The sequence below is a fragment of the Nitrospira sp. BLG_1 genome (assembly GCF_047338595.1).
Lineage (GTDB): Bacteria > Nitrospirota > Nitrospiria > Nitrospirales > Nitrospiraceae > Nitrospira_D.
The window spans coordinates 129,523-154,215 of record NZ_JBLFBO010000007.1 but is presented as its reverse complement, the minus strand read 5'-3'; the positions used below and the strand labels follow the sequence as shown (position 1 = coordinate 154,215).

Annotated in this window: 20 protein-coding genes and 2 pseudogenes; 5 read left to right on the top strand and 17 right to left on the bottom strand. The window is 51.1% G+C overall.

Annotation, left to right across the window (positions count from 1 at the left end; translation table 11 throughout):
* Positions 1 to 286: 286 nt before the first annotated feature.
* Positions 287 to 1,246 (bottom strand): IS5 family transposase, encoded by a 960-nt coding sequence (locus ACMTNU_RS09405; RefSeq protein WP_413934982.1) that lies wholly within the window; start codon positions 1,244 to 1,246, stop codon positions 287 to 289.
* A gap of 314 nt (positions 1,247 to 1,560) precedes the next feature.
* Between ACMTNU_RS09405 and ACMTNU_RS09400 the strand changes: the two are divergent.
* A pseudogene (locus ACMTNU_RS09400) lies at positions 1,561 to 1,677 on the top strand (IS3 family transposase); the annotation flags it as partial.
* Positions 1,678 to 1,912: 235 nt separating this feature from the next.
* Here the strand turns inward: ACMTNU_RS09400 and ACMTNU_RS09395 are convergent.
* The 13 genes from ACMTNU_RS09395 to ACMTNU_RS09335 all read right to left on the bottom strand — a co-directional run bounded on the left by ACMTNU_RS09395 (position 1,913) and on the right by ACMTNU_RS09335 (position 17,772).
* On the bottom strand, positions 1,913 to 3,001 hold the full coding sequence (locus ACMTNU_RS09395; RefSeq protein ID WP_413934981.1) for a sugar-transfer associated ATP-grasp domain-containing protein: 1,089 nt from the start codon (positions 2,999 to 3,001) through the stop codon (positions 1,913 to 1,915).
* 178 nt (positions 3,002 to 3,179) lie between these two features.
* The gene (locus tag ACMTNU_RS09390) at positions 3,180 to 3,401 is read right to left on the bottom strand and encodes a hypothetical protein (protein WP_413934980.1); all 222 of its coding nucleotides are present in this window, start codon (positions 3,399 to 3,401) and stop codon (positions 3,180 to 3,182) included.
* A gap of 182 nt (positions 3,402 to 3,583) precedes the next feature.
* Positions 3,584 to 4,669 (bottom strand): glycosyltransferase, encoded by a 1,086-nt coding sequence (locus ACMTNU_RS09385; protein ID WP_413934979.1) that lies wholly within the window; start codon positions 4,667 to 4,669, stop codon positions 3,584 to 3,586.
* A gap of 122 nt (positions 4,670 to 4,791) precedes the next feature.
* Positions 4,792 to 6,054, bottom strand: a complete 1,263-nt coding sequence (locus tag ACMTNU_RS09380) for an O-antigen ligase family protein (protein WP_413934978.1) — start codon at positions 6,052 to 6,054, stop codon at positions 4,792 to 4,794.
* Positions 6,055 to 6,368: 314 nt separating this feature from the next.
* Positions 6,369 to 7,742: a glycosyltransferase gene (locus ACMTNU_RS09375; RefSeq protein WP_413934977.1), complete on the bottom strand. Its 1,374-nt coding sequence runs from the start codon at positions 7,740 to 7,742 to the stop codon at positions 6,369 to 6,371.
* Positions 7,743 to 7,882: 140 nt separating this feature from the next.
* A complete protein-coding gene (locus ACMTNU_RS09370; RefSeq protein ID WP_413934976.1) occupies positions 7,883 to 9,112 on the bottom strand; it encodes a glycosyltransferase in 1,230 nt (409 codons plus the stop codon).
* Positions 9,113 to 9,193: 81 nt separating this feature from the next.
* On the bottom strand, positions 9,194 to 10,123 hold the full coding sequence (locus ACMTNU_RS09365) for a glycosyltransferase family 2 protein (protein ID WP_413934975.1): 930 nt from the start codon (positions 10,121 to 10,123) through the stop codon (positions 9,194 to 9,196).
* 125 nt (positions 10,124 to 10,248) lie between these two features.
* Positions 10,249 to 12,111, bottom strand: coding sequence for an asparagine synthase (glutamine-hydrolyzing) (asnB, locus tag ACMTNU_RS09360; protein WP_413934974.1), 1,863 nt, complete (start codon positions 12,109 to 12,111; stop codon positions 10,249 to 10,251).
* Positions 12,112 to 12,555: 444 nt separating this feature from the next.
* Positions 12,556 to 14,085 carry a hypothetical protein gene (locus ACMTNU_RS09355; RefSeq protein WP_413934973.1) on the bottom strand — a complete coding sequence of 510 codons (1,530 nt, stop codon included), beginning with the start codon at positions 14,083 to 14,085 and terminating at the stop codon, positions 12,556 to 12,558.
* A gap of 58 nt (positions 14,086 to 14,143) precedes the next feature.
* Positions 14,144 to 14,836: a polysaccharide deacetylase family protein gene (locus tag ACMTNU_RS09350; protein WP_413934972.1), complete on the bottom strand. Its 693-nt coding sequence runs from the start codon at positions 14,834 to 14,836 to the stop codon at positions 14,144 to 14,146.
* Between the two features lie 58 nt (positions 14,837 to 14,894).
* The gene (locus ACMTNU_RS09345; RefSeq protein WP_413934971.1) at positions 14,895 to 15,329 is read right to left on the bottom strand and encodes a hypothetical protein; all 435 of its coding nucleotides are present in this window, start codon (positions 15,327 to 15,329) and stop codon (positions 14,895 to 14,897) included.
* A 224-nt stretch (positions 15,330 to 15,553) separates the two neighbouring features.
* On the bottom strand, positions 15,554 to 16,432 hold the full coding sequence (locus tag ACMTNU_RS09340) for a glycosyltransferase (protein WP_413934970.1): 879 nt from the start codon (positions 16,430 to 16,432) through the stop codon (positions 15,554 to 15,556).
* Between the two features lie 455 nt (positions 16,433 to 16,887).
* The gene (locus ACMTNU_RS09335) at positions 16,888 to 17,772 is read right to left on the bottom strand and encodes a glycosyltransferase (RefSeq protein ID WP_413934969.1); all 885 of its coding nucleotides are present in this window, start codon (positions 17,770 to 17,772) and stop codon (positions 16,888 to 16,890) included.
* Between the two features lie 172 nt (positions 17,773 to 17,944).
* Between ACMTNU_RS09335 and ACMTNU_RS09330 the strand changes: the two genes are divergently transcribed.
* Positions 17,945 to 18,202, top strand: coding sequence for a hypothetical protein (locus ACMTNU_RS09330; RefSeq protein ID WP_413934968.1), 258 nt, complete (start codon positions 17,945 to 17,947; stop codon positions 18,200 to 18,202).
* A gap of 116 nt (positions 18,203 to 18,318) precedes the next feature.
* Here the strand turns inward: ACMTNU_RS09330 and ACMTNU_RS09325 are convergent, their stop codons facing one another.
* On the bottom strand, positions 18,319 to 18,441 hold the full coding sequence (locus tag ACMTNU_RS09325; protein WP_413934967.1) for a hypothetical protein: 123 nt from the start codon (positions 18,439 to 18,441) through the stop codon (positions 18,319 to 18,321).
* A gap of 151 nt (positions 18,442 to 18,592) precedes the next feature.
* Between ACMTNU_RS09325 and ACMTNU_RS09320 the strand changes: the two are divergent.
* The 3 genes and pseudogenes from ACMTNU_RS09320 to ACMTNU_RS09310 form a co-directional block, all read left to right on the top strand.
* A pseudogene (locus ACMTNU_RS09320) lies at positions 18,593 to 19,617 on the top strand (IS3 family transposase); the annotation flags it as partial.
* A gap of 86 nt (positions 19,618 to 19,703) precedes the next feature.
* Positions 19,704 to 20,135: an IS200/IS605 family transposase gene (gene tnpA / locus ACMTNU_RS09315; RefSeq protein ID WP_413934966.1), complete on the top strand. Its 432-nt coding sequence runs from the start codon at positions 19,704 to 19,706 to the stop codon at positions 20,133 to 20,135.
* Between the two features lie 768 nt (positions 20,136 to 20,903).
* Positions 20,904 to 21,818 (top strand): glycosyltransferase, encoded by a 915-nt coding sequence (locus ACMTNU_RS09310; RefSeq protein WP_413934965.1) that lies wholly within the window; start codon positions 20,904 to 20,906, stop codon positions 21,816 to 21,818.
* A gap of 306 nt (positions 21,819 to 22,124) precedes the next feature.
* Here ACMTNU_RS09310 and ACMTNU_RS09305 read toward each other — a convergent pair whose 3' ends face one another.
* Both ACMTNU_RS09305 and ACMTNU_RS09300 read right to left on the bottom strand, forming a co-directional pair.
* Entirely contained in the window at positions 22,125 to 23,426 is a 1,302-nt protein-coding gene (locus ACMTNU_RS09305; RefSeq protein ID WP_413934964.1) for an ABC transporter ATP-binding protein, read from the bottom strand.
* Positions 23,427 to 23,537: 111 nt separating this feature from the next.
* A complete protein-coding gene (locus ACMTNU_RS09300; RefSeq protein WP_413934963.1) occupies positions 23,538 to 24,368 on the bottom strand; it encodes an ABC transporter permease in 831 nt (276 codons plus the stop codon).
* Between the last annotated feature and the right edge of the window lie 325 nt (positions 24,369 to 24,693).

Below are 24,693 nucleotides of genomic sequence, written 5' to 3'. Positions count from 1 at the left end.
TCGCCCCCATCTCGTTCGCCGGTTCTTTCACGCACCCTCCTGCGTGTATGCTGCCCCATGAGGCTTTACTAACGCCTGGCTTAGTAAGTCCTCAAAAACAGCGAGAGTCTGACCAAACCCTGAATAGGTAATCGGCATTCAATTAGGGAAGGTCTGATTAATTCACGTTTGCACGAAGCATTCTGTTTCTGAGTGGATCACCCGGTGTCATCGGCTTGACATTCAGTGATCCGAGAGCAACTTTCCCGTCGCTCGTCGTCGTCAGGCCCCCTCCGCCCCCCCCCATCTATGAGGCCTCAGCCAAGAGCCGCCGTCGCGCCACGTACAGATTGGCCAATCCGCAACTGATCTGGAGCCAGTGGGTGTTCTTCGCCAGGCCGCGGTACCGGACCTTGGCCCAGCCGAAGATCCGCTTGATCACCAAGAATGCATGCTCGACCTTCGCTCGGACTTTTGACTTGGTGCGGTTGCGAGCTCGCTCCTCCTCACTCAGGGGCCGATGGCGATGCGCTTTGGTCTGAATGAAACTCTTGGCCCTGGGGGCATGCTGCTGGATCACGGCACGTTGCCCGCTGTAGGCCGCATCGCCCCACACCCGCGTCTCTTGCCCATGCAGCAGCTTGGGTAATACCTGGCTGTCATGGACATTGGCTGCTGTGGCCGCCACCGAATGAATCAGCTTGGTCTGGCTATCCACACCGATATGCGCCTTCATACCAAAATACCACTGGTTCCCTTTCTTCGTCTGATGCATCTCGGGGTCCCGCTCCTTGGTCCGATTTTTCGTCGAACTGGGTGCACTGATAATCGTGGCGTCCACAATGGTCCCGCGGCTCACTTGCAGCCCCTGCTTCGTCAGATACTCCCCGATCCGAGCAAAGAGTTGTTTCCCCAACTCGTGCGCCTCCAGTAGATGCCGAAACTTACAGATCGTCGTCTCGTCGGGCACGGGCTCGCGGCCCAGATCAATCCCGACGAACTGCCGCATGGCGCGGGAGTCGTACAGCGCCTCTTCGACGGCGGGATCAGAGAGGTTGAACCACTGTTGCAGACAATGGAGGCGCAGCATGCGTTCGATCCCAACCGGCGGACGCCCAGGGCCCTCACTTTTGGGATAGACAGGCGTGATCACCGCTACCAGGTCCGCCCACGGCACCACGCGGTTCATCTCGTCCAGAAACCGTTCTCGGCGGGTGGATTTGCGATACTGTTCAAAGGGGATTTCGGCAAAGGTCTGTTGCGGCATCGGATGCGCCTCCCGTTCAGTGCTGCGCTATCCGTAGCACATCGCGCGAACAGAATAAATCAGACCTTCCTTAGGATCGGAATTTCGCGCAATAGGTATCTCCATGTAAGTATGGCCCTAGCATTGATAGATCCATCTCTACCGATACCTAGACTGAACCTCTCTGTCAAGGACAATTTCGAGGGAGTCAGGCTAGAGCATTCCTGGAATAGCCTGGATCAGAGAGAGGGGGCTCCGGAAATTCGGACAGTATGGCAAGTGGGAGCCTGGCTTCACCAATCCACCGCGAGGTAGCGAACCAAAGGAGCGAAGCAATGAAGAGGACGAGACGGAATCACGGAGGCACATTTAAAACGCAGGTCGCCTTGGCGGCGGCCAAAGGCGACAAGACACCGGCGGAATTGGCCGAGCAGTTCAGTGTCCATGCCAACCCATCGAGAGGGACGCCGATAACACACGGCGCGGTCAGACGATCAAGGTACAGCGCTGCATTATGCGCAAAGTCCAACACTCCTTGCGGTATGTGGTGTGGCGAAAGCGGCATGCCATGGTTCCGGATCCGCACGCCAGTTATGGAGCGCCGATGAGGATCGACCTACCCGGCATGCCTCTGATGTGCGTACTTCTTCTAGGCATAACAGGGGAAGGCCAGAACAAGGCAACCACTCACCAAACCACTTCAATCCACGGAGTCTCCTCAGATGATCTTATGAGTCGTTCCCACTGTAAGTCAGAAAAACATGGGCCTTGGGTAGCCTCGCTGAATTTAATATCATTATGTTGCGCGTTCCACTCCATAATCCTGACACGCTCCTGATCGTCAACAGCAAGGTCCCATCCTATACATCGTGCATAGGGCACTCGCTGATGAAGACTCGTCACCAGTTTACGGCAATCATCATACACGGGGATGAGTTTGCCCTCAAACTTCACCTTACTAGCGGGATGACTCTCGATCTCCAGCCAATCTGTAGTGAATCCGACGTGATTGAAGGCTCCGGTTTTGATGTCTATCGGTATTCGTATATGACTACTAGATTGCACGTGAGTGTCAGTACCGTTCCCCAATCTCAGGTAACAAGCCCGGAGCGAAGTCGTTCCGGTATCCGTAATCACTGTGGTCATTCTCAGTGTCGCGACGGACGCCCCCGCAAACTCACGAAAAAGCTCATGCTGATTAATAAGACTCTGAAATACTCCATTGCCCAGACCGCAGACTTTACTTAAGTCAAAGGACTCCCTATCAAGAAACCAAATCCCCTTCCCTCGCGAGGAGTTATCAAGCTTAAAAACGACTCTCTCTCGACCTGAAAAAATCTCACCTTTAACAGAATCAGGATTAATCACCCGATAATCGGTATCAAAGAACACGCCATTTACATATGAAAGAATATCGGGGAAACTTTCACTTGAAAAGATCGCAGGATGCAATGATTTCAGGCCCGAGATTTTTCCGTAAACACCTTTCAGTCGAGGGCGCACGACGGACCCATAGTAATTGTCTGGTATCCACCCTTCCATAAATTTCCCTGCAACAGCAGAATACACATACAACCAGGCTGCGAAGTGACGATGTCCAAAAACATCTATCGCATAGTCATTACACTGTTTGACAAGCCGACGAGACAAGGGGCCTTTTGCACGCTCTATACGCTTCAGTACTCCCTTCGCATCCATCATGTGCTGACGATGATAGTGATAGCTAAGCAGCGATCGTAGAGTACCTCCAATTAAAGATTCACGAATCGTTGCCATCACAAACTCTCATGCAGGATTGGATGAAGTGGTCAACCCGCATTTAGGGATACGTACCCTGCACCTTGTCTCGCTAAACAGCTGCTGTAAATAGTCACACAGTATATCAAAGTCGTTATCCGGAGCATCGTCTTAAAATATACGCACCCTTTCTCAACCTCCATCATTTCTCTGTTGCTCAGAATCGTGCCACGGTTCGTGGGATGCACCTCATTGCCTTCAAGAGATCGCAATGTTTCTCAGCTTGGTAGAGTTTTAGACTGTCCCGCCCGTAGCAAGGTGTGACCTCCGAATCTGAATGACCCCGAAAATGATGGCCTTTTCGTTCCAGATCGCACCTCGACTCCCGATGGTTATAAATCTCTCCATTGGAAGGCACTCCAGATTGTTCCGGCTTCATTCGCTATCGCGTGAGCACAAGATTCCGACAGATCGATGATGGACAGACTGGTATGGACAACAATAGCAGAGGGAAGGACTTACCTCCGTAGCCGTCCGGACCTCGGTGATGTAGTTCCTGCCATCCGGTCGGCCTCCACGCCGCCATCGTGGCGATCTGTCCACCCACCGATTTAGTATATACTACCTGTCCTTCCACCCCTCGGTTCGATAGACCGCAAATGTCTCAGAAACCAAGCGTTCAAGGCTAAATTCTTGTTCGGCTTTGAGTCGGCCGGCTTCTCCCATCCGGAAGGATAGCTCACGGTCTGCTAGTAAGGTAGCCATGCGATTGGCTAGCGCAGTCTCATCCTGTCTTGATACAACGAACCCCGTCTTCCCGTCATCGATCAAAAAGGGGACATCACCAACGTCGGTGCCAACGACAGCACGACCACAGGCCATTGCCTCCAGGACGACATTCGGCAGACCTTCCACATCGGACGTATGCACGAGAAACGCAGCGCCGGCAAGTAAGCTCGGAATATCATCTCGATTGCCCAAGAACCGAATCACGTGCTCCACATGCATTCCTCTTGCCATGACCTCTAGCTCTTCTCGCAATGGGCCTGAGCCTGCATGGAGCACCTCAAACTCTACCCCCTTCCCTTTGAGACAAGCGATGACTCTAAGAAGTCGATCCCAACGCTTTACCGGCATTAAGCTTCCCACGGCCAAGATATACCCTCGCTCAGGGTGCAGTTGTGGTGAGAACTTATCCAGATCAACACCGTTCTTGACGACGTAGCTGCGAGCAGGACGAAAAGATGTAGCGATGCGATCGGCATTCTGCGCAGCTGTTGAACTATTGAAAATCTGAGCGTGAGGCCATCGTGCGGACAACTTGCTAAGCAACGTCTTATGTCGACGTTCTGAAATGAAGCTGCTTTGCACCGCCCCAATCGGTATAGCGGCCGTATCTCGCGCCACCCACCAGGCAAGAATATTGGTATAGAAGGAATACGAATGAATCACCTCTGGTCGCAGATCAGACACCAAACTGCTTAGAGTTTGTAATCTGGCCAACCGTCTTGGCTCAGTTCCTAGGACAATCACGGGTACATCAAGCGCACGAATTTTCGGAGCGAAATGATCGTTGGGAGAATTCCCCCATACGGCGATAACCGGTTGATACCGCCTCCGGTCCATGGCTTGTATCAGGCAGAAGAGTTGATGCTCTAATCCTCCTAGACCTAATTGTCCGACAAGATAAAGAAGACGGCAGTTCATTTCTTAGAATGAAGCGATTTTCTCAGTAATTCTATAGGGCTGTTTCATACCAATACCGTTCGCTTTCGCGAATAGTTCCGTCCTGATCAAGTCAACCATCCGAACTACCTACAATCAAAGTCTCAGTTAATGTCAGGATCGGCACCCGGTCGGTGTGTGTTCACCTCACCTGTCGACACGATACCTCCCGGCCAGACTCCTTGCCTAGCACCAACCAACATGCCCACGGCAAAAGCATACACTTTGTCATATACAACGTGCGACACAAACAAATATAGAGCGACCGAAACAAGAATACCCAGCAGCGCAAGTGAAAGCTCATCACGCCCACATCGCAATGGGATGGAACGATAGACGCACCATATGATCCACAGAAACATCAAGAGACCGAAAACACCCCACATAATTGTGATTTGCAGAAATGCGTTGTGTGCACCAAGCACAGAGCCCCTTCTGACAAACCCATTCTGAAATCCCCACTTTTTAAAGTAATTTCCCGAACCAACACCGGACACAAAAAATTCCGGCAGATGGTTGATTGCCGTGGTATATATAAATGCACGTCCCTCAATTTTTCCGTACTCGTCCTTCTCAGTCGTAAACTTCATCCGGGTCCAAACAACGTCAGGAACCAACGGATAGATGCTTAAACCTAAGATGGAAACAAGAATCAATACTTTCCCATATCTTCTGGCTCCGTAAGCATAGAGAATTGCTATACAGGCCACGAGGCCGATCACAAGAGCACCCCTCGACATCGTTAGTAACGTGGCGACGGCGCAAAAAATGCTTATTCCCAACAATGGGATACGGGAATGGTTGAACCGGCCCGATAAAACCAGGGCAAATGCGACAATTGCTCCCTGAATGCATACAAAGGCCACCCTATTTAAATTGTTCTGGAAGCCCGCATCCACTTCACCCCGAATCATGGTAGCCTCATGGAAATTACTTCCTGCCCCCATTCCTTTCAGCGTTCCGTACGAATTAAAAAAGAGGAAAACGGATACCCACAAGGCTGCCGCAATATGTCCATACAGGCCGGCAGTTAATGCTGACCGATCTCTACTTAGTACCGCCACACACGTAGCACCTACGATCATTTGGGAAAATCGTATAATCGTTTCATAGCTGGATAGCGGACTCGAAAATTCCAGAAGGGCGCTAACCCCGATGAAGGCATACGCTACGATAAAAATAGGATGGTACCATATCACACCTAAGGTGCGAGGACGATTCAGAATGACATATATGGCAAGCGCGGCAAAGATGAGAAAGCTGACGCTCATGCCGGCCACTGTGGGAATATGATTTTCCAGCGGTAAAATGGTAACGGCGACCAGCAGCAAGAATCGCTCGACCAGGGTGGTGCCGACTTGAGGCAAGATGGGACGCAGTGGGGTAGGTGCGGCGCTGGCTGAAGGTCTCTGCTCAGATCTAATAGGCTTATCAAGCATAGAGCTATTTAAATTCTTTTTTGCTTACGTATTGAACGATCGCTATCAGTGTATCAGTAATGTCCGGTAAAACCAGAAAAGGTCATTTAGCTGACCGTAATCTGTTGATACATATGGTCATGAAATTCACCACACTTCCAAATCGGAGACATCTTGATATCGATGAAACGCCACGTTGTAATTTGGTGTTTCGTACTGGATTCCCGTTTTCTATCGAACACTACTGTCAGTGTATGACTTGCCTATTTTGGCTCACTCCCAGCTCCGTCTCTCAGAAAGTGGTGATGACCCGTGGTAAACGTCAAGCACCCCCGTAGGATAACATCGAGATTCTTGGAGAGGGTCGTCCAGGAACAGCTCTCGATATTCTTCGGCTGTGAAGCCCGCCCACCAACGACCTCCTGGAGAAACGATACCATACCCTGAGTGTCGGAGCCCGTAAAGCTTTTCACTAATCCAGTGGGAGTCAGCAGAGCTGTTGCGTCGCTTCCGAGAGGGGTAATGAGAAGAACCGGTGTTCCGAGTCCGATGGCTTCAAATATTTTCCCCGGTATGGTCCCTTTATCAATTAGTTGGCTTTGCTCATAAATTGAGCTGATGCCCAGAGCAAGGTTTGCACCCTTGACTGCCGCTAAAGCCTCGCGTCTTGGCACTCTTCCGTGCAGCACGATTCGATCAGTCAGACCATAATGGGCTGCCTGTTGACGAACGTAGTCTTCCTGGGCCCCATAGTAATGGAAGTACCATTCATTGCCCATTTCATTTTGAGATTCTTTCAAAAGTTTAAGCGCAGCCAGGAAAGGTGCGAGTGAGATCTTCGGTGGATAGAAGTTTCCTGTAAACACAAAGGCACAATGCCCAAAGTCGTATGGTCTAACAGTTGCCACCTCGTCAGAATCATAGCCGTTTGTCACCACATGAACCTTTTCCCCAACCCCGTAACGTTGATCCAAGTCCTCGGCCCACGAAGGCGATACAATAGTAACCGCTGCACAATCTTTAAGAAGACCGGCCTCTTCCCGAACGCTTTTGAGTCGCGGTGGACGACCAACGAAACGGCTCTGAGTCCAGGGGTCACGATAGTCTAGGACATAAGGTCGCCTCAGTCGGTCCGATAGGGTTTTTGCCAGCCGAAACGACACGAACGGTGAACCGGATGCAAGAATTATATCCACGTCCTTTGGACACAGGTGGGAACAGGCTCGTTCCGCTTCCTTGACCCAACCTATATGCCTATCAATACCTAGGTGTCGTGCAATCGATCGGCAGATTCCTCCTGCAACCCATCCCACGTTCTGATCCCAGCATTTCAGATGATTAGGCACCAGGAACCGCCATCGATGACCAGTCAAAATCCGCTTGAGACTACCACGATCTAACTCGGTCAAGAGCTTTTCGATGTCATCGACATTTCGCCATAGAGAAGGATCGGGTGTTACTACCGTCACCTCCCACCCTAAACTACCCAAATACCTTTCTATGTTCCCACCACGAACAGCACCAATCGCCTGCACCGGCGGAAAGTAGCATGCGATGAAGAGCAGTTTTGGCCTACCGGCGAGTTGCGCTGTATTTCCCTCTGGATTAGCCCGCACCAACATGTGATCAGCGATCATCTGTAGATATTTCCTTGTGGGTAATAACAAGGCTCGGAACGTAGGTACCATCTCACATTATCGATCGACACAAATAGAAAGCGCCTGCGGGAGCTCACAAAATTATGCCACGGGCGACAGGAAGATTTCGTGACTAGGGCTCACGCTTCTTGCATAAGTCCCAGGTATAATTCTTCCAGTTTCTCATTCAAGGAGTTTGTATCAAACTTTTGTTCCACCTGCCTCCTTCCCGCCTGCCCCATCTCCTTACAGACTTCCGGATGGCGTATCAGATAGAGAAGCGCATCTGCGAGAGACGCCGCATCCCTTTCCGGCACCAACAACCCTGACACACCATCGCTCACCAGCTCCGGTATCCCACTGTGAACCGTACTGATCACCGGTAAGCCCGAAGCCATTGCCTCTTTTATAACATTCGGAATTCCTTCCTGATCACCACTTTCAGAAGTCAAACTCGGCGCGATCAACACATGTGATTTCTCGAGAAACATTTTAACTTCTTCGTGGGTTTTCGATCCCACCAATCTGACCTGTCCCTCAATACCCCTGTCTTGTATCAGTTGCTGCAAACTCTGACGAAGTATTCCATCACCGACGACCGTGTATTCAATCTTCTCCCCTGTGGATAGAAGGCGTGACACAGCGTCAATCGCAATAGCCACTCCTTTCTTTTCAATTAATCTCGCGATGGTCAGCACCTGTATGGGCTCACCTGGAACCCGCTGCCTTTGACGATATTCAAATTTCGAACAATCAATGCCGGAATAATGAGTCTCAATCTTTTTCTTCTCACATCCCTCGTGGATTAACCGCTCCTTAAGAAACTCACATACCGGTAAAAATAAATCTCCTTCCCGGAATAAGCCATCATAAGCGCCCGGATGCTCTTTGAGAAAGACGGTCACATCATAACCCCGGATGGATGTGATAATCCTGCAATCACTTGAGAGAATTTGCTTTAAGGGGACCGCAAACAGTCCTAACGTACCGAACTGAGCATGGATGACGTCAAACTGACCTCTTTCTAAAAGCGTAATGCTCATAAAAAGGAGAGTAAGAGACAAGGACTGCTTCCCGTATCTATAGGCATTTAAGGACCTGGCTACGACGCCATAGCTTTTGGGCGAATACTTGATGATAAGGAAAATAGCCTTTAAGAGCCTCCATACTTTATTCTCAGGAATCCCATAGTAGTGGGTTTTCGTTAATAAATCCGATTTCCGATACTGGTCATGAAGTTTTATATTTTCAACCGATCCGTTTGCAAAAATATGGACATCATGTCCCAAGTCTAATAACCCCACAATCTGATTCAATACAAATGTCTCGGCGACGGACGGGAATTGGTCAACGAGAAATGCAATTTTCATGATGATACTTGGCACCCCTCCATAGAAAACCGCACTTGAAAATAATGGTTTTACAGATCAGAGATCTATCATCCCACACGATTATAATTTTCTTTTCAAGAATCTCCTGATGCGGGAAATATTTCTCATGCATACGAATTGTACCGGAGAACAACTGCGGTTAAACATTCGATAAACTGTGAGATAGGCATGCACCCGTTTGGGGAGAGATCTTATTTCCGAAACCCGATTGTAATTTCTATTGCAAAAGTATGACATTCCCCTTTCTCTTATTACGGTCGCATGCTCCGGCACTACATCACACATCACATCCAACAGATAAAGACTGTCTTCACACCACTCAGAGTAGTGAGCATCATCTCCAATATTACTGCTATGCCTTCGGAAACTGGCTTTTACGTCGAAAATGTCGACTCTGCCGTATTTCGCAGCAAGTTGAACGTATGCCACGACGTCATCGTATTTATTCGCCTTGGAACGTATCCCCCCAAGCTGTTTCAATCTCTCGGTGTTAAATACGGTACTGCACAGATACAAAGGCAGTTTGCGATTAAACCATCCTAAGATGAAATCAACCGTCGTGCATCCACCAACCGTGTTATGAGAAGCGGACAAGACATTCCCGCCAGAATCAATTTCACGCACTCCGGTGAGAATGACTCCGGGGTCGTTATGTTTCACTGCATCCATACAAGTGGCGACAAAGTCCTCGTCAATCAAGTCATCATCCAAGAGCAGAACGAAGTACTTCCCGCGAGCTTGCTCCAGGCAAAAATTCCGGTTGTGCACTGGACCGATATTTTCTTTTTGTCTGTAGTATCTTATTCGAGGGTCCCCAACTTCCTTCACAATCGATTCAGTATTGTCCGGCGAACAATTGTCGGAAACAATAATCTCAATGTCCTGGAATGTTTGACGCACGGCGCATCCCAGCGCATATTTCAGATAACTGTTTGCTCTGTTATAAGTCGGGATGCCTATAGAGACTACGGGAGGTACAAGATGTAGCATTTTAATCTGTTCGATGAAGAACTATCTCTTAAAGCACGGTCTCCCTACGACACAAATTGCCCTTAGCTGGGATGCTCCAGAGTTATTCAGGCTGTGAGGTCCCTCATGATGCTGAGTTTGAAAACTCAGTGGATACGAACCTGAGGCCTTGTGAAGTATCGCTTTTCCCATAATGCTAAGCTTAGCAGTGGCCAAAGCCCTCGTGCATAGTTATATCGCCCATTAACATGGCTTTCAAACACTGTGCGCAAGTCCCTTCTGTTGATTTCAAGCCCCAGGATATCCGTCCGTTTCAAGACATGTTCCTCAAACATCTCTTTCAAAGATGTCCTGAGCCATGCCGCCATCGGCACTTCGAACCCTCGCTTCCCCAATGTCTTATATTTCACCATCCTCGCCAATGTATACCGTAACGGTAGTTTTCCCAGCTTCTGCCCCACATGCAGGCAATCATGCCAGTCGATCTTTGATGCCACGTCAATGACTTGCCTATCGAGCAACGGAACACGAACCTCTAGGGAATTGTACATGCTGGCTCGGTCAACCTTCATCAGCACCATGGTCAGATGATAGACAAGCTCATGCCACCGTGATATCTGAGCAATTTGATCGGGATCACAGCCCTCATAAGCATACGCATGGCACCCAGACGGCCAGGCAGGTAACGAGGGAAATAGGGTTTTCAGGAGCGCTTCGGGGAACCGGGCATGCATTACACGATGGCCGTTGCCTATTGAATCCATCAGCAAACACCTATCGTCGACCCTTGAGAGCACTCGTTTCATACCCCACTGCAATCTTCTCACCCAAAGTGGACTCCTGAGATCCTGGGTCAGTTGAATAAGTCTTCCAAATCGACTGGGGTAGCCCCAGAACAATTCGTCCCCACCATCACCTGACAACACCACCTTATGCTCACGTCTGGCCAATCTTGAAACCATCAAGGTCGGAAAAACCGAATAGTCTCCAAATGGTTCCCCACAGGCATCGATGACATCTGCAGTCAAATCGAGCACCTGATCACGAGAGATATAACCGACCGTGTGCTCTACACCAATCTCTCTCGCATATGCCCGTGCATCCGCAGTTTCGTCTGTATGCTTTTCACCGGTTCCTATCGTAAAAGTCTCGATGACCTTCGAACTGGCCGACCTCATCTTCGCCACTACCAAGGGCGAGTCGATACCACCGGATAAAAATGCCCCCACCGGAACATCGCTGATCAAATGTCGTTTGACAGCCGCTGAGATGGCCTCGTCCACTGCCTCTAGGGCTTCTTCCCCCTTCAGCGACGGTTCGGCATACTGCGGGAACATATAAAAATGACCTCGCCTGCAATGTCCCTCCGCAGAAACTTCCAGCCACATACCCGGTTCAAGCAGGTGGGTGTTTTCTTTTAGCGCCCAAGGAGCGGGAATATAACCCAATCGCAGATAGAGTCCTAAGGCCTCCTCGGAAACTTTAAAATCAGCGCTCCAAGGATGCGCCAGTAACTGATCATACTGGGAACCGAAGACTATGCCGTCATTGCATAACAAGTAGTAGAGCGGCTTCATTCCCGCATAGTCACGCGCCAGAAGCAACTGCTTCTCAACACTGTCATACAAACCCAACGCAAACATTCCGTTAAACTTGGCTAGCGCCTCTGTCCCCCACTCTATTAAGGCATACAGTACGACTTCGCTATCACTGAGTGAGCGGAATGTCACCCCGCGGTGCTCCAACTGTTTCCGCAGGTCCATAAAATTATAGACCTCGCCATTAAACACCAATGTGTATCGGCCATTCCCGGCAGTCATGGGCTGATGTCCTCGTGGGCTCAAATCAATGATGGCCAACCTTCGAAACACCAAGGTACAGTGCTCATCACCAGACCAGAATCCACGATCATCTGGTCCTCGGCGGGACATCATCGAACTGATTGCGTCCCAGTCTGCACATGCAGACTGATTGGTCCTGAATCTCAACTCTCCAGCTATCCCGCACATAGTCCTATGCCATGCTCCTTAACCTTATCCAGTGACGATAGACCACTTGATCGACATGCGCCTGCTCTACAGTCCCTTCCGCTTGTAGTCAGTCAGCGGAGCCTGTGCGGTAATGCCGTCAACTATGTTGACCGCTTGGCCAGCGCCGGCGGCTTGCAGGATGGATAATCTGCCTTTCGTGAACTCTGACTGGTGCGTGAAAATCCTCTGACCAAAGATTGGTTACTCCGACAGACGATTCTCCGTTTGAACTTCCTTTATTCCAGACAAGCTTACGAATAGAAACGTCCGCCCCCCTCAACCTCATCATTCGGTCCTGGCATTCGACCAAGTGTTTCACTGTGACGAACAGTGTGATGGTTGCCCCAGCACCGCAATGATTGAGAACCCAGGAAAACATCCTAGGGGACAGCGCTTCTAGGGATAGAAGAGACTCTTCGTAGATTAGCGTCCTCTTAAAGCCCTGATGATGAAATCTGGGGTATAACGGCGCAATTGGTTCCTCAGAGATGACTTTAGCATTGCACTCATATTTTTCTGTTTGTGAGGATTGATTGGAGCACTTAGGATTTCCGGCCATAGCTGTAACATGACTTCCGTATATAGCTCATATTTCGGCGGCTTCCTATAGTTTTCCTCTACGCCCAGCATGTTCATCAATAAGTTTCTACAATTGAAAGGCGTAAAGATCTCCCTCCATGCAATATCAAATTCCGATTGACACATCGCGAGCCAATTGCCGCCTCTTTGCTCCCAATAGAATAGATCGAGCAGATTGTAATTAAACGTATCAGGGATTCCTTTTAACCATTTCTCAAATGATCGTACTGCAAATGAATCATTGCCCATCCCTACACGAGCCGACAGTGATTGAGGAGTCATTCGTCGTTTAGGCATCGGCCCATAAAAGCATCTTGCAGCTTCAGCCGCGCTTCCCGTTACCGCGACTTTACGATGAGAACTATATTCCAGAATGGCCTGCGCATCAGGTCCCCATACTTCATGCGCGAAGGAAACATGACGGTTAAAAACCATCATAAATTGGTCATCCATCACGGCAGGGGATTCCACAATATCGTGCCTCAACCCGAACTTAGACATCAGAAGTGAAGGAATCGTGATGTCCGGGTGATTGTTCGTCATTCTTCCTTGCTTTACTGTCACATAGGAAACCCTATCACGAATTCCTTTAGCAGCCGCCAATACCAACCTACTATCCCAACCGGCCGTGAGTGAAACCGCTAAGTCATACCGATTCGCCACACTTTCCAATAATCCCCGCATGATTGTTGCAGTTTTTTCCGTTGCTTCTTTGAGCGATAGGTTTTTGAGGGGGCCATTGGGCCAATACCGACGGCTTGAACCAACCTTGAATTCCAAATAGTGATTAGGCAGCAAATGCCTTATTTCTTTATACGGACAACTATCTCCGGGCCACCAATACTCCGAGTCTCTCTGTCCGAATGAGCTAATGAAGTCAACGGCAATCGGATCCATTCTCAAACTCAATCGATCCGCAATCAATCTTGGCTGCGACGCGCACCATAGGTCAGCAGTACAATCAGTATCTGTATAGAAAACTTGGCGGAGCCCGACTGCGTCATGAAACAGCCTAATCTGTTCGCCATCGTCTATGATCAATATCCACCGGCCGCCGAATTTACCACTGTGATCGAGAAGCGCATCAAAATTTGCGATTTTGTTGATTAAGTCGTTTACTATATCTCTGTCAGAGGCATCTGAACGGTCCGGGTCAACTATATACCCTATCAATGTTATCGATTTATCGTCTTGAATTGCCTGATACACATTTAAATCCGGATGTGTCGACAAGCATATCGAATTCCGGATCTTTGCTCGTTTCCAGGATGAATATTCATCAATAAAAATTGGACCGAGAATGAACTGATTGCGATATAACGCTTTTTCCAACGGACGCAGCACCCGCTCCTCGACTCTCTCAAGCTTGCTCATTGCCGCTCCGTGTAGTGATCCCGATCCCGTGTCTCTATTTCCACCCATTCCCCGCCCATCAGATGGGGTATCTCCACCCCGCACCATATGGCCCCTTGAGCCCATTGAGAAAGTCAGGAGTGCATTTTTTGAACCACTTTTTTCGCAAAGGGCGACCCTCCCGAAGCAGTTCCGGGACAGTGACAAAGCTGAAACGCCCGCTCAGCTCTCCGAGTAGCAAGTCGACCGCGCGCAACATCGGTGCTCTGTCGGCATATCGATCCTCTCCGTACCGAAAAAGGGAATCGTGCAAGAGCACGATGCTGCCATTCCGTATCCGGCTCATGATCCTACCCTTCATCCACTCTTCATCATGGTCGAGCCAATCTACGGCTGCCACACTGTACATGATGACCTGATATCCAAGCCGTAAAGCATCGAGACGTGACCATAGGTTCTGGTCCGCGTAGGGGGGGCGTAGAATTGGCTGCCCATACGGAGCAAGCACCTCTTCACATGCCCGGATCTGAGCCAGCCGTTCCCGGCTCGTGAGGAGTGGGAAAGAAGGATGATCCCAAGAGTGATTACCGATCGCATGTCCACCGACAGCTACCTTTTCAACGATGTCTGGATAGCGCGCTGCGGCTTGCCCCACCATGAAAAACGTCGCTTTGGCGTTATGTTTTTGCAAGATATCGAGGAGACGTGGCGTGCAAAGCGGATCAGGGCCATCATCGAACGTGAGGGCCACCACCGGTCGCGCCGTGGACACACTCGTGACCGTTCCAAACCTGGATGAAGGAACGGACAAAAAAACCTTGTACGCCTTTTTAATTGACTGAAGCATTCCTATCGAGAGTGGGCATGATTGATTCAAAAAAACTGATATGTTTCTTATAGCGATCTTTGTTCTTTAACATCTTATGATAGCAACACCAATTAAAACTGTCATAAATCAGAGGGGAAACATCGACACATCTCGGAGCAATGTTTTTCAGCGCACAGAGAGCGGCTGTGTGTCTCCCATCTGCGATGAAGTACTGCCCAGAGACAACGATCAGTTGCACCGGTTCATACTTTCCACTCTCGATCAATTTACTCATTTGCGCATACTTATTTCGAAGGACTTGAAAGTACTGATCACCGACGCGAACCGGAGTCCGTGGATCTAACGTGCCTTTCGCCAGTCTTTGTATATAAGTTGAACGGCTTAGATCTCCTCCATCCCGGAGAATTTGCATCAGCTCAAAATGCGGTGAGCTCATGATCTTCGTATTCAATAAAGTATAGGAGTCCTTCAACCTATCCGCACACATGTACAAGCTTTCTGCAGGAAGAAGCTGAACCTCTCCACGGGACACGTACGGAAGCATGCTATAGCGCCAGGCACCATTAATACATTTAATACCAGCGTCGGATTCATAAAATAGCGAGATATCCAGTGACTTACAGATCCGATTAATTATCCTTTGAATCATTGACGTACCTATTAAATTGCAAAAATTCTATATTTAAGGCTCCCCTTCAGCTGCCCCATCCGCCTGCCAAGCATCCGAGCCCAAGGGACAAGATCTCTCTTGCTCCGAATTTTCGGAGCACTCCTGATGAAACCGACAATGAGATACTTCCAGGCGTCGATCCCTTGTTTCCAGGTACGCCTTGGCATACCTAACGGAAGATATTTCTTGTACAGAAGAACACGATATTGCCCCCAGCCATAAGACTGGCGAAAACTTCCTTTCAAGGTATCCCTCAAGCGAACATGTATCACGGCATCAGGTACAAAATGAAGCGTTGTCCCTTTCAGCTGCACTCTCCAACAATAATCCGTATCTTCAAGTAACCTACACGATTCATCAAAGCCCCCGACTTCCTCATGGATGCGACGTTTGACTCCAATGGTCCCCCCCCCAGCATGCGGAAGATAGGCCAGTTCACCGCGTGGTGCCTGAAGTCCTACTGCTTGAGAGTGGTTCCGCGTCTTAGCCACCCATGGGGGGCTGAGCTTATGCACATCGATACGGCAGGCAACAAAATCCCATTGGGACAACGCCTTTCCCATCGCAGCAAGCCAACCTGGTCCGACTTCATCATCCGCATCGCAAAAGGCGATGGATTCCCCCCGCGTGTTCTTTGCACCTATATTCCTCGCATACGCTTGTCCACGCTTCGTGGATGCGTCAACGATACGGAGATTAGGAAGACGGCTCTCATATTGTTTTACGATGTCCATCGAGCCGTCCATCGATCCATTGTCTGAAACAATCACCTCCCAAGGCTCAGACCACTGTTGATTGGCAAGCGCCTCAAGTTGGATCGCGATGGTATCCGCTGCATTCAGACAAGGTATCACCACGCTCAGCTTCATAACCGTTCCTTCACCGTAGTAACTCAAACTAAATTATACACATTACGCTGCCCTGCCGGAGAATCCTTCGCCTCCTTTTAAAAAAGTGCCAGCCATCGGGTTCCCCGACATAAATAGAGGAGCTGCCGCTATCGTACGGAATCCCGGACTCGTGAATCAATCCGATGCAATATATCCGAGGGAGTTCTAACCACACGGAGCCAGCGCTTTGACGAAACACGCACTTGAATATCCAGAAGCGGCTCTGTCGCTCAATCAATGACACAAAGACATGTCATCTCCCCATATATGCTTCAGCGACATAGACTTGCCATGGAGGCAAGGCAAAAAAACTTCGTACTGATTCCACTGATTCTCATAGCCAATCTGCTCGATCCCGCATGCATCCGAACAACTTCCCAAGTCCTATCTTGACCTGTAATTCACGCCATCAAATATACAATGGGCTTGTATACTTATACGTACAGCGTACGATAACGTAGTGACCCGCACAACCGCCCCCAGCAAAGGGCCGCCTTGCGCACAAACTGCGCCCTCTGCCTTTCATCTCCCCGCAGCAAATGCGGTATCCTACTGATTAATCCCCAATAGTCATGCACAGCCTTCTTGACAGAAGAACGGGGCATTCCCGAAGAGGCGAACTGTGTGTAGAGATAGACATGCGCCTCGCCATAACGCACATGTTGTTTCCACATGGCTTGTCGCGTCTCCCGGCTGCGCACATGAATGAGCGCGGCTGGTACCGGATGGAGTGGATAGCCCTGCAGTTGCAGCCGCCAGGAGAGCTCAACATCTTCCCCAATGGGAGCCTCCTCGTTGAACCCCCCGACGCGCTCGAAGGCTTCGCGTGAAAGCCCCAGAACGGCACCGCAAGCAAATGGCAGAAAATGCAGATTCCGTTTCGTTGCATAGTTTTGTGGCTTGGGAGGACAGACTTTGCCCTCGTTAAGGAGCGCGACGTCTATGGTACCGGCGACAAAATCATGCTGCTCCAGAGCGTCAGCCATTGCCGCCAGCCACCCCGGCGCGACCACATCATCGGCATCACAAAATAGAAAGACATCTCCTTTCGCGGCTCGTGCCCCGACATTACGGGCATACGCCGCAGTCTGCTTGTCCGTAGCCTGTACGAAACGGAGTTGTGGCATCTGTTGCTGATACTGGCGGATCACGGTCGCGGAGTCGTCCGCCGACTGATTATCGACCGCCACAATCTCCCAGCTGCCGTCAAATTCCTGCTCCTTCAGCGCCTTGAGTTGGTGGCCCAAGGTAGCCGCAGCGTTGTACACCGGAATAATGACGCTGACCAGCTGACGCCGCCGTGGACATGCAGGTGTCATGTCCATCTCCTTCACACTTTCGGTCATAATCATATTACCCTCTCCCGTTTCTGATTACCTCAATTTTCAGATTACCTCAACCTGATTGCCATCCCACCTCGGTAGGGATAAAACAAACAAAAAAGGCCTTATGTAACGCACAGCTTCTCACTCAACCTGGAGAAGCCCCGTCATGACACTCCTGATCAAAGGCCAAAAACAGATTAGGAATGGATATTATACCAGGGAACGAATCGGTCATTCACCCACATGGGTTCGCGGGGCAGCAAAGCTACAGGGACAACCCGTCGAGCATTTCTTCTATCACTTTGTCCTCGCAGGCTCTGCTGCTCCGAGGAAGCCGCGACTTCGAGAGCCAGCCAATTATGCGCGGTTTCTTCGAGCGCTCCTCGCCACTCGGAATCGCGGCGAAGCTCCAAGAAAACCTTGATCGGCTGGGGGTACCGCGCACCCGCCTCGAGGATTTCCGTGCGCTTCGGGTGGTGGTCAATCGTTTCTCGATGATCCGGGTCGGCCCTAAGGTGTACTCCGTCTCCTCCTGGCACATTAGGCGAGACAGTGGAGGTACGAGTCTATTCCAAACGACTCAAGGTGCGGTAGGCCGACGAAGCGATGACGACCATCGACCGACTGCGGGGTCGCGGGTAAGCCGCTATTGACTATCGGCATCTAATCGAATCCTTGCAGCGCAAGCCCGGCGCGTTTGCCCAGTATCGCTATCAGACCAGCCTGAGAGGGGGCTCCAGAAATTCAGACAGTGTGATAAGTGGTAGCCTGGCTTTATGCAAGCCACCAGGTGGTGCACTAAAGGAGCAAGGCAATGAACCGAACGAGACGGAATCATGGAACGACCTTCAGGGCGCAGGTGGCCTTGGCTACTGTCAAAGGCGACAAGACGCTCGCCGAATTGGCCGAGCAATTCAGCATCCACCCTACTCAAATTACCAAATGGACGCAGCAACTGCTGGCGCGAGCTGCGGATGTGTTTGGTGGGACGAAGACGGTGTCAGAGACGCCGGATCTCAAGACGCCGCACGCAAAGATCAGGCAATGGCCCTGGAGAATGATTTTTAGAAGGCGCGTTTATCAAGGCCGGCTTGCTGAGCGCAAAGCGATGATTGATCCCACGCATACCTTGCCCGTCGTCCGGCAGTGTCAGCTCCTCGGACCGTCTCGGTCAACGGCCTACTACCAACCGAACCAGTTTCCGACACGGCGCTAGCCCTGCTGGGTTGGATTAACGAACTCCATCTGCCGTATCCGTTTGCGGGCGCCCGAATGCTCCGTGATCTCTTGCGGCAAGCGGGCCAGCCCATCGGGTGGCGGCATGTGGCCAGCCTCATGTGGCACATTGGGATGACGGCTCTGTATCGCAAGCCCTGCACCACGCAACGGCATCCTGATCACCGGATCGATCCCTATATCCGGCGCGACGTGGCAATCACGCGCCCCAATCAGGTCTGGGCTGCCGATATCACGTACATTCCGATGCGCCGGGGCTTCGTATATCTGGTTGCCATACTGGACTGGGCCAGTCGCCGGGTGTTGGCCTGGTGGCTCTCCAATACGCTGACCACGGGCTTCTGTCTTGAGGCGGTACGGGAGGCGATCACGCAGTATGGTCACCCGGAAATTTTCAACACCGATCCGGGGTGCCAATTTACCAGCCTGGAGTTCACGAGCGTGCTGAAAGACCAGGGCATCCAGATCAGTATGGATGGTCGCAGTTGTTGGCGGGATCATGTGTTTATGGAGCGTCTCTGGCGGAGCCTCAAGGATGAGGATGTCTATCTTCACGCGTACGAGACGGTTCGTCACGCGCAGCAGGGGCTCGAACGCTACCTCTAATTGCGCGGGAGTTCCCCACCTGGGAGGGTGGGGGTGTGAGCAGGGCGCCGTCTGTTGCTCGCCTGGTGCTATGATGGCCGTCGATGAAACTCCATCGACAGGCTCATGTGGTGTACAAGACTCAGTACCATTTGGTGTGGGTGACGCGGTACCGGCGAAAAATCCTCGTGCCCGGAGTAGCTGAATACCTGAAGAAGGTCCTCCGGAGCGTGCGGGAATTTCACCCCGATTGGTTTCTGGAGGAAATTGGGGTGGATCGGGACCATGTCCATTTGCACATGGTGATTCCACCGAAATACGCGGTTTCAAGGGTGGTGGAAACCTTGAAAAGTGTGACCAGTCGGCAGCTGAAAGAGAAATTCCCGCACATGGTACGCAAAGTGTATTGGGATGATGGCGGAGTTTGGGCACGAGGATTTTTCGCCTCCACAGTAGGCATCAACGAGGCCACGATTCGGCACTATGTCCAGCACCAAGGCGAGCAGGAGACGGGTCAAGCGCAGCTTGAATTGTGAGGAGACCCCGCCTGGAAGGGCGGGGTTCTTCATTTCTATAATCAACTTAGGTCGCCGCGCTCGGCTGACAGACGCACGCCCGATCGCGTGTACTGGGAAAACCGGCCTGCACAGCCTTCCACTGCATAGGCCCAAACCGCCAGGCGCCACTTATGAACTGGCAGAGACTGTCCAAACAAGCGGAGCCACCTCTCACCACCAACCATAGAAAAGAGCCTGTACGGCTGTATCCTAAACCATACACCTCCACTCCTATACCCTCCTCCCATCGGCGCAGCGCACATAACTGATTGATACTCTTAGCATACGCCTCTCTTTTCACTAGAACCGTTACCCACATTACTGTCAGCACACCTTCACTTGGAAAAAGATTCACACTTGTTCCAGTATCCGAACAGACTGACTTCTTTGATGTATTCAACCAGTGCCTTTTAAGCACAGATGTTGCGTTCGATATCGCATAGTATGACGAGAGTGATATTGCACGGTGTGCATTCTTGCTCCTTTACATCACCCTTCAACTTCTGTGAACGGGTCATCGGAACAATGGCCTTATAGAACTCTGCTCGATTCTGATAAGGTTCACACCATGCATAACATCTTCTCCTTCTGGTCCGGAAAAACAGTCTTGGTGACGGGTGCCACCGGGTTTCTTGGAGGCTGGTTGATACGCCGCCTCCTCGAGTACGACGCACAGGACATCGCAAAGTGCTTGAGGCGCTAGTCTGACCGACAATTGATCAAAGCAAGCACGAGGTTGGAGGTCATATGGATAGGGAAGAGAGAGATGAGGAAGAAGTGACACCTGCATGTCCACGACGGCGTCAGCTGGTCAGCGTCATTATTCCGGTGTACAACGCTGCGGCTACCTTGGGCCACCAACTCAAGGCGCTGAAGGAGCAGGAATTTGACGGCAGCTGGGAGATTGTGGCGGTCGATAATCAGTCGGCGGACGACTCCGCGACCGTGATCCGCCAGTATCAGCAACAGATGCCACAACTCCGTTTCGTACAGGCTACGGACAAGCAGACTGCGGCGTATGCCCGTAATGTCGGGGCACGAGCCGCGAAAGGAGATGTCTTTCTATTTTGTGATGCCGATGATGTGGTCGCGCCGGGGTGGCTGGCGGCAATGGCTGACGCTCTGGAGCAGCATGATTTTGTCGCCGGTACCATAGACGTCGCGCTCCTTAACGAGGGCAAAGTCTGTCCTCCCAAGCCACAAAACTATGCAACGAAACGGAATCTGCATTTTCTGCCATTTGCTTGCGGTGCCGTTCTGGGGCTTTCACGCGAAGCCTTCGAGCGCGTCGGGGGGTTCAACGAGGAGGCTCCCATTGGGGAAGATGTTGAGCTCTCCTGGCGGCTGCAACTGCAGGGCTATCCACTCCATCCGGTACCAGCCGCGCTGATTCATTACCGGTACCGGGAAACGCAGCAAGCCATGTGGAAACAACACGTACAGTATGGCGAGGCCCATGCCTATCTCTACACACAGTTCGCCGGCCACGGAATGCCTCGCCCGTCCATCAAGGCAGTGCTCCATAAATATAGGGAGATGGTCACTAACCTCCCCCTCGTGCTGAAGGGAAACGCGAAGGTGAAGGAGCAGCTACTCCGCAAGACAGCCCTCTGCTGGGGGCGGGTGCGCGGGTCACTAGCCCATCGGACCCTCTATTTGTAGAGGGTGGTTTCAAGTTCCGAGTCTAACAGGTGAATGCGGGCGCAGATGCGCATTCACCAGCCCCACGATTTCTTTGGACACAGCATTGGGGCATACTGCCCGTTAGTAATGGATGCGTTCAGGAAAATCGACCTTGCTCTACCCTTGAATTGGTCATCACGGAAGAAGCTGGACATGGTACTGCGTATGCTGCGGTGTGACAGTCTCGACGACTAACTCAAGCGGATGAAGGCCTTGGTCTGAGATTTACCAATGCGTTTGGAACTGTCGCGGAAATGTAAAGCAGTTTGACAGGCAGCGCCATCGCTACGTCATTTGACCATTGTCAGTGAGTCGACACACCTTCCAATCAAGTACGGGCGAAACGATACCAAGCCGGCCCGGAAGAAACGTATACCCCACCTCCGATACATCGAACGCTAATGCCCCCTCAAGCTGCTGAAACAGTTTGAAACTACTTGCACCTTGGACATATGCCACAAAGGATACGTAGTAGCGGCCAGGTCTCAGCAAACATGGGGGAATCGTGGTAGTGGCACGATAGCAACCCGGCTCTCTGACACGCCCTCTCCATTCCGGCATATCGGTATCGATCGATTCAAACACGATATTATTCATCGAGTCGAACAGATGAATCGTTACCGAGAGACCTTTGATCGGAACGTTCACGTCGTATGCAACTTCAACTACAAGCGAATCGTCAAAGTTCATGACGGATCGAGGTTGCCCATCGCTCGACAACAGCCGAGCCGATGTAAATCGAACCTCAGAGTCCTTGAGTTGGGAAGATTCGATTGACCAACTCGACTTGGTTTCCGTTCCAAACAATGCCACTAAATAGGTGTTCACCACTTCGACCGCAGGGCCAACACGCTTTAATCTGCCCTTCTCCAATTGCACGGCCCTTCCACACAGTTGCGTGATGGCTCCCAGATTGTGACTGACAAACAAGACCGTCCGTCCCTCCTTGGCGACACTTTCCATCTTGCCGAGACATTTTTTTTGGAATCCCGCATCCCCGACCGCCAGTACCTCATCGACCAAGAGAATTTCCGGTTCAAGATGCGCCGCGACGGAAAAGGCCAGTCGCAGATACATCCCACTGGAGTAGTGCTTCACAGGGGTATCGATAAACTTTTCCACCTCGGAAAAGGCGACGATTTCGTCAAACTTTCTGTCGATATCCGACCGCTTCATGCCAAGAATCGCCCCGTTCAGATAGGTATTCTCCCTTCCCGTCAGCTCCGGATGAAACCCCGTGCCTACTTCGAGGAGTGATCCTACACGTCCTCGAATTTCGGCGAATCCCACCGTCGGTTCAGCGATGCGCGAGAGTATTTTCAAGAGTGTGCTCTTGCCGGCCCCATTGCCGCCGATCACTCCGATGACTTCACCCTGCTTCACCTCAAACGAAATGTCGTCCAATGCCCAGAACGTCTGATCCGACTTGTCATCGTCCGTCTTCCATCCCTGGAACAATTGCCATGTCTTCTGAAACGGTGCGCCGAGCGCTGACGCGATGGAATCCCGCAGCGTTTTATACTTTTCCCTTTTCCCGATACGGTACTGCTTGCCGATTCCTTCTACTCGTATGGCGATATCGTCCATGACTCCTCGTTATGTGCTATGAATGCAGCGCTGAAGCCAACCGCACAGAATTACCCCTTAGCCTTTCAGTACGAAGCCTGGAGTTTTCGCCGAGGTTCAGTTCTCACGCAATCAAATTACATCCGCAAAAGTTTTTTCCAATCGGCGGAAGTAAAATGCTCCTCCAACCAAAAGTGCCAGGGCGGTCAGCGAAGAAACGATTAACATCGGTCCTGGGGCAGTTTCTGTCCCAAGTAAGGCCCAACGAAATCCCTCGACCACTCCGACCATTGGATTAAGGCTATAGAGAGTCCGCCACGGTTCCGACAACAAACTGCTCGGATACGCGACGGGCGTTGCGAAGAACCAGAGTTGAATCAGAAACGGAAGCACATGCCGCACATCTCGAAATTGAACGTTCAAGGCAGACAGCCAGAGCGAGACACCAAGCGACGTCACGACCGTGAGCACAAGCAAGCAGGGAAGCCAAATCACATTGAGCGTGGGAAGGATGCCGTAGTAAAGCATCATGCCGAGCAGTATGACAAAGGCAATTGAAAAATCGATGATTCCGGAAGTCACTGATGCGATCGGGACCGAAAGCCTCGGGAAATAGACTTTCTTGATCAGATTCGCGCTTCCTACGAGACTGTTGGATGCTTGCCCCATCCCCTGGGCAAAAAAAGTCCAGGGAACCAAGGCCGCATATGCGAAGATCGGATAGGGAATTCCGTCGGAAGGGATCTTTCCCAATCGTCCAAAGAATACGCTAAAGACAATCATCGTAGTCACGGGTTGGATAACGGCCCAACCCACCCCGAGCGCTGTCTGCTTATAGCGCACCTTTACATCGCGCCAGATCAAGAAGTAGAGCAGCTCACGATAGGCCCATAACTCTTTCAGTTGAAGAGATACCCACCCTCGGGATGGCTCAATCCGAATTACCTCAACATGTCCTTCCATAAATTCCTCGTGTAACTCCTCTTAATACCGCTGCTGTGAGCGCTCTGCGTCTAGACCCATAACGTGATTTCATCTAACAGATGACCTACGAACACCGTGTCTCGGTCCGGTATGATTGGTACTCCAGACTGCTCTGACTGCGAGCTCTCTCCCGCGCTCTGGCGACGCCGTATTTCGTGCCACAGTCAGACTTAACCTAACTGTCTGGGAACCCTTATGCCGAAAGACTTAGGAAAAGTCTGCCATCATTGCACGCGGTTTTCGATCATACAGCTTGTTAGACCTTACCTTGCTACAGCGAGTGACGGAAATCGGTTGGCAGCCC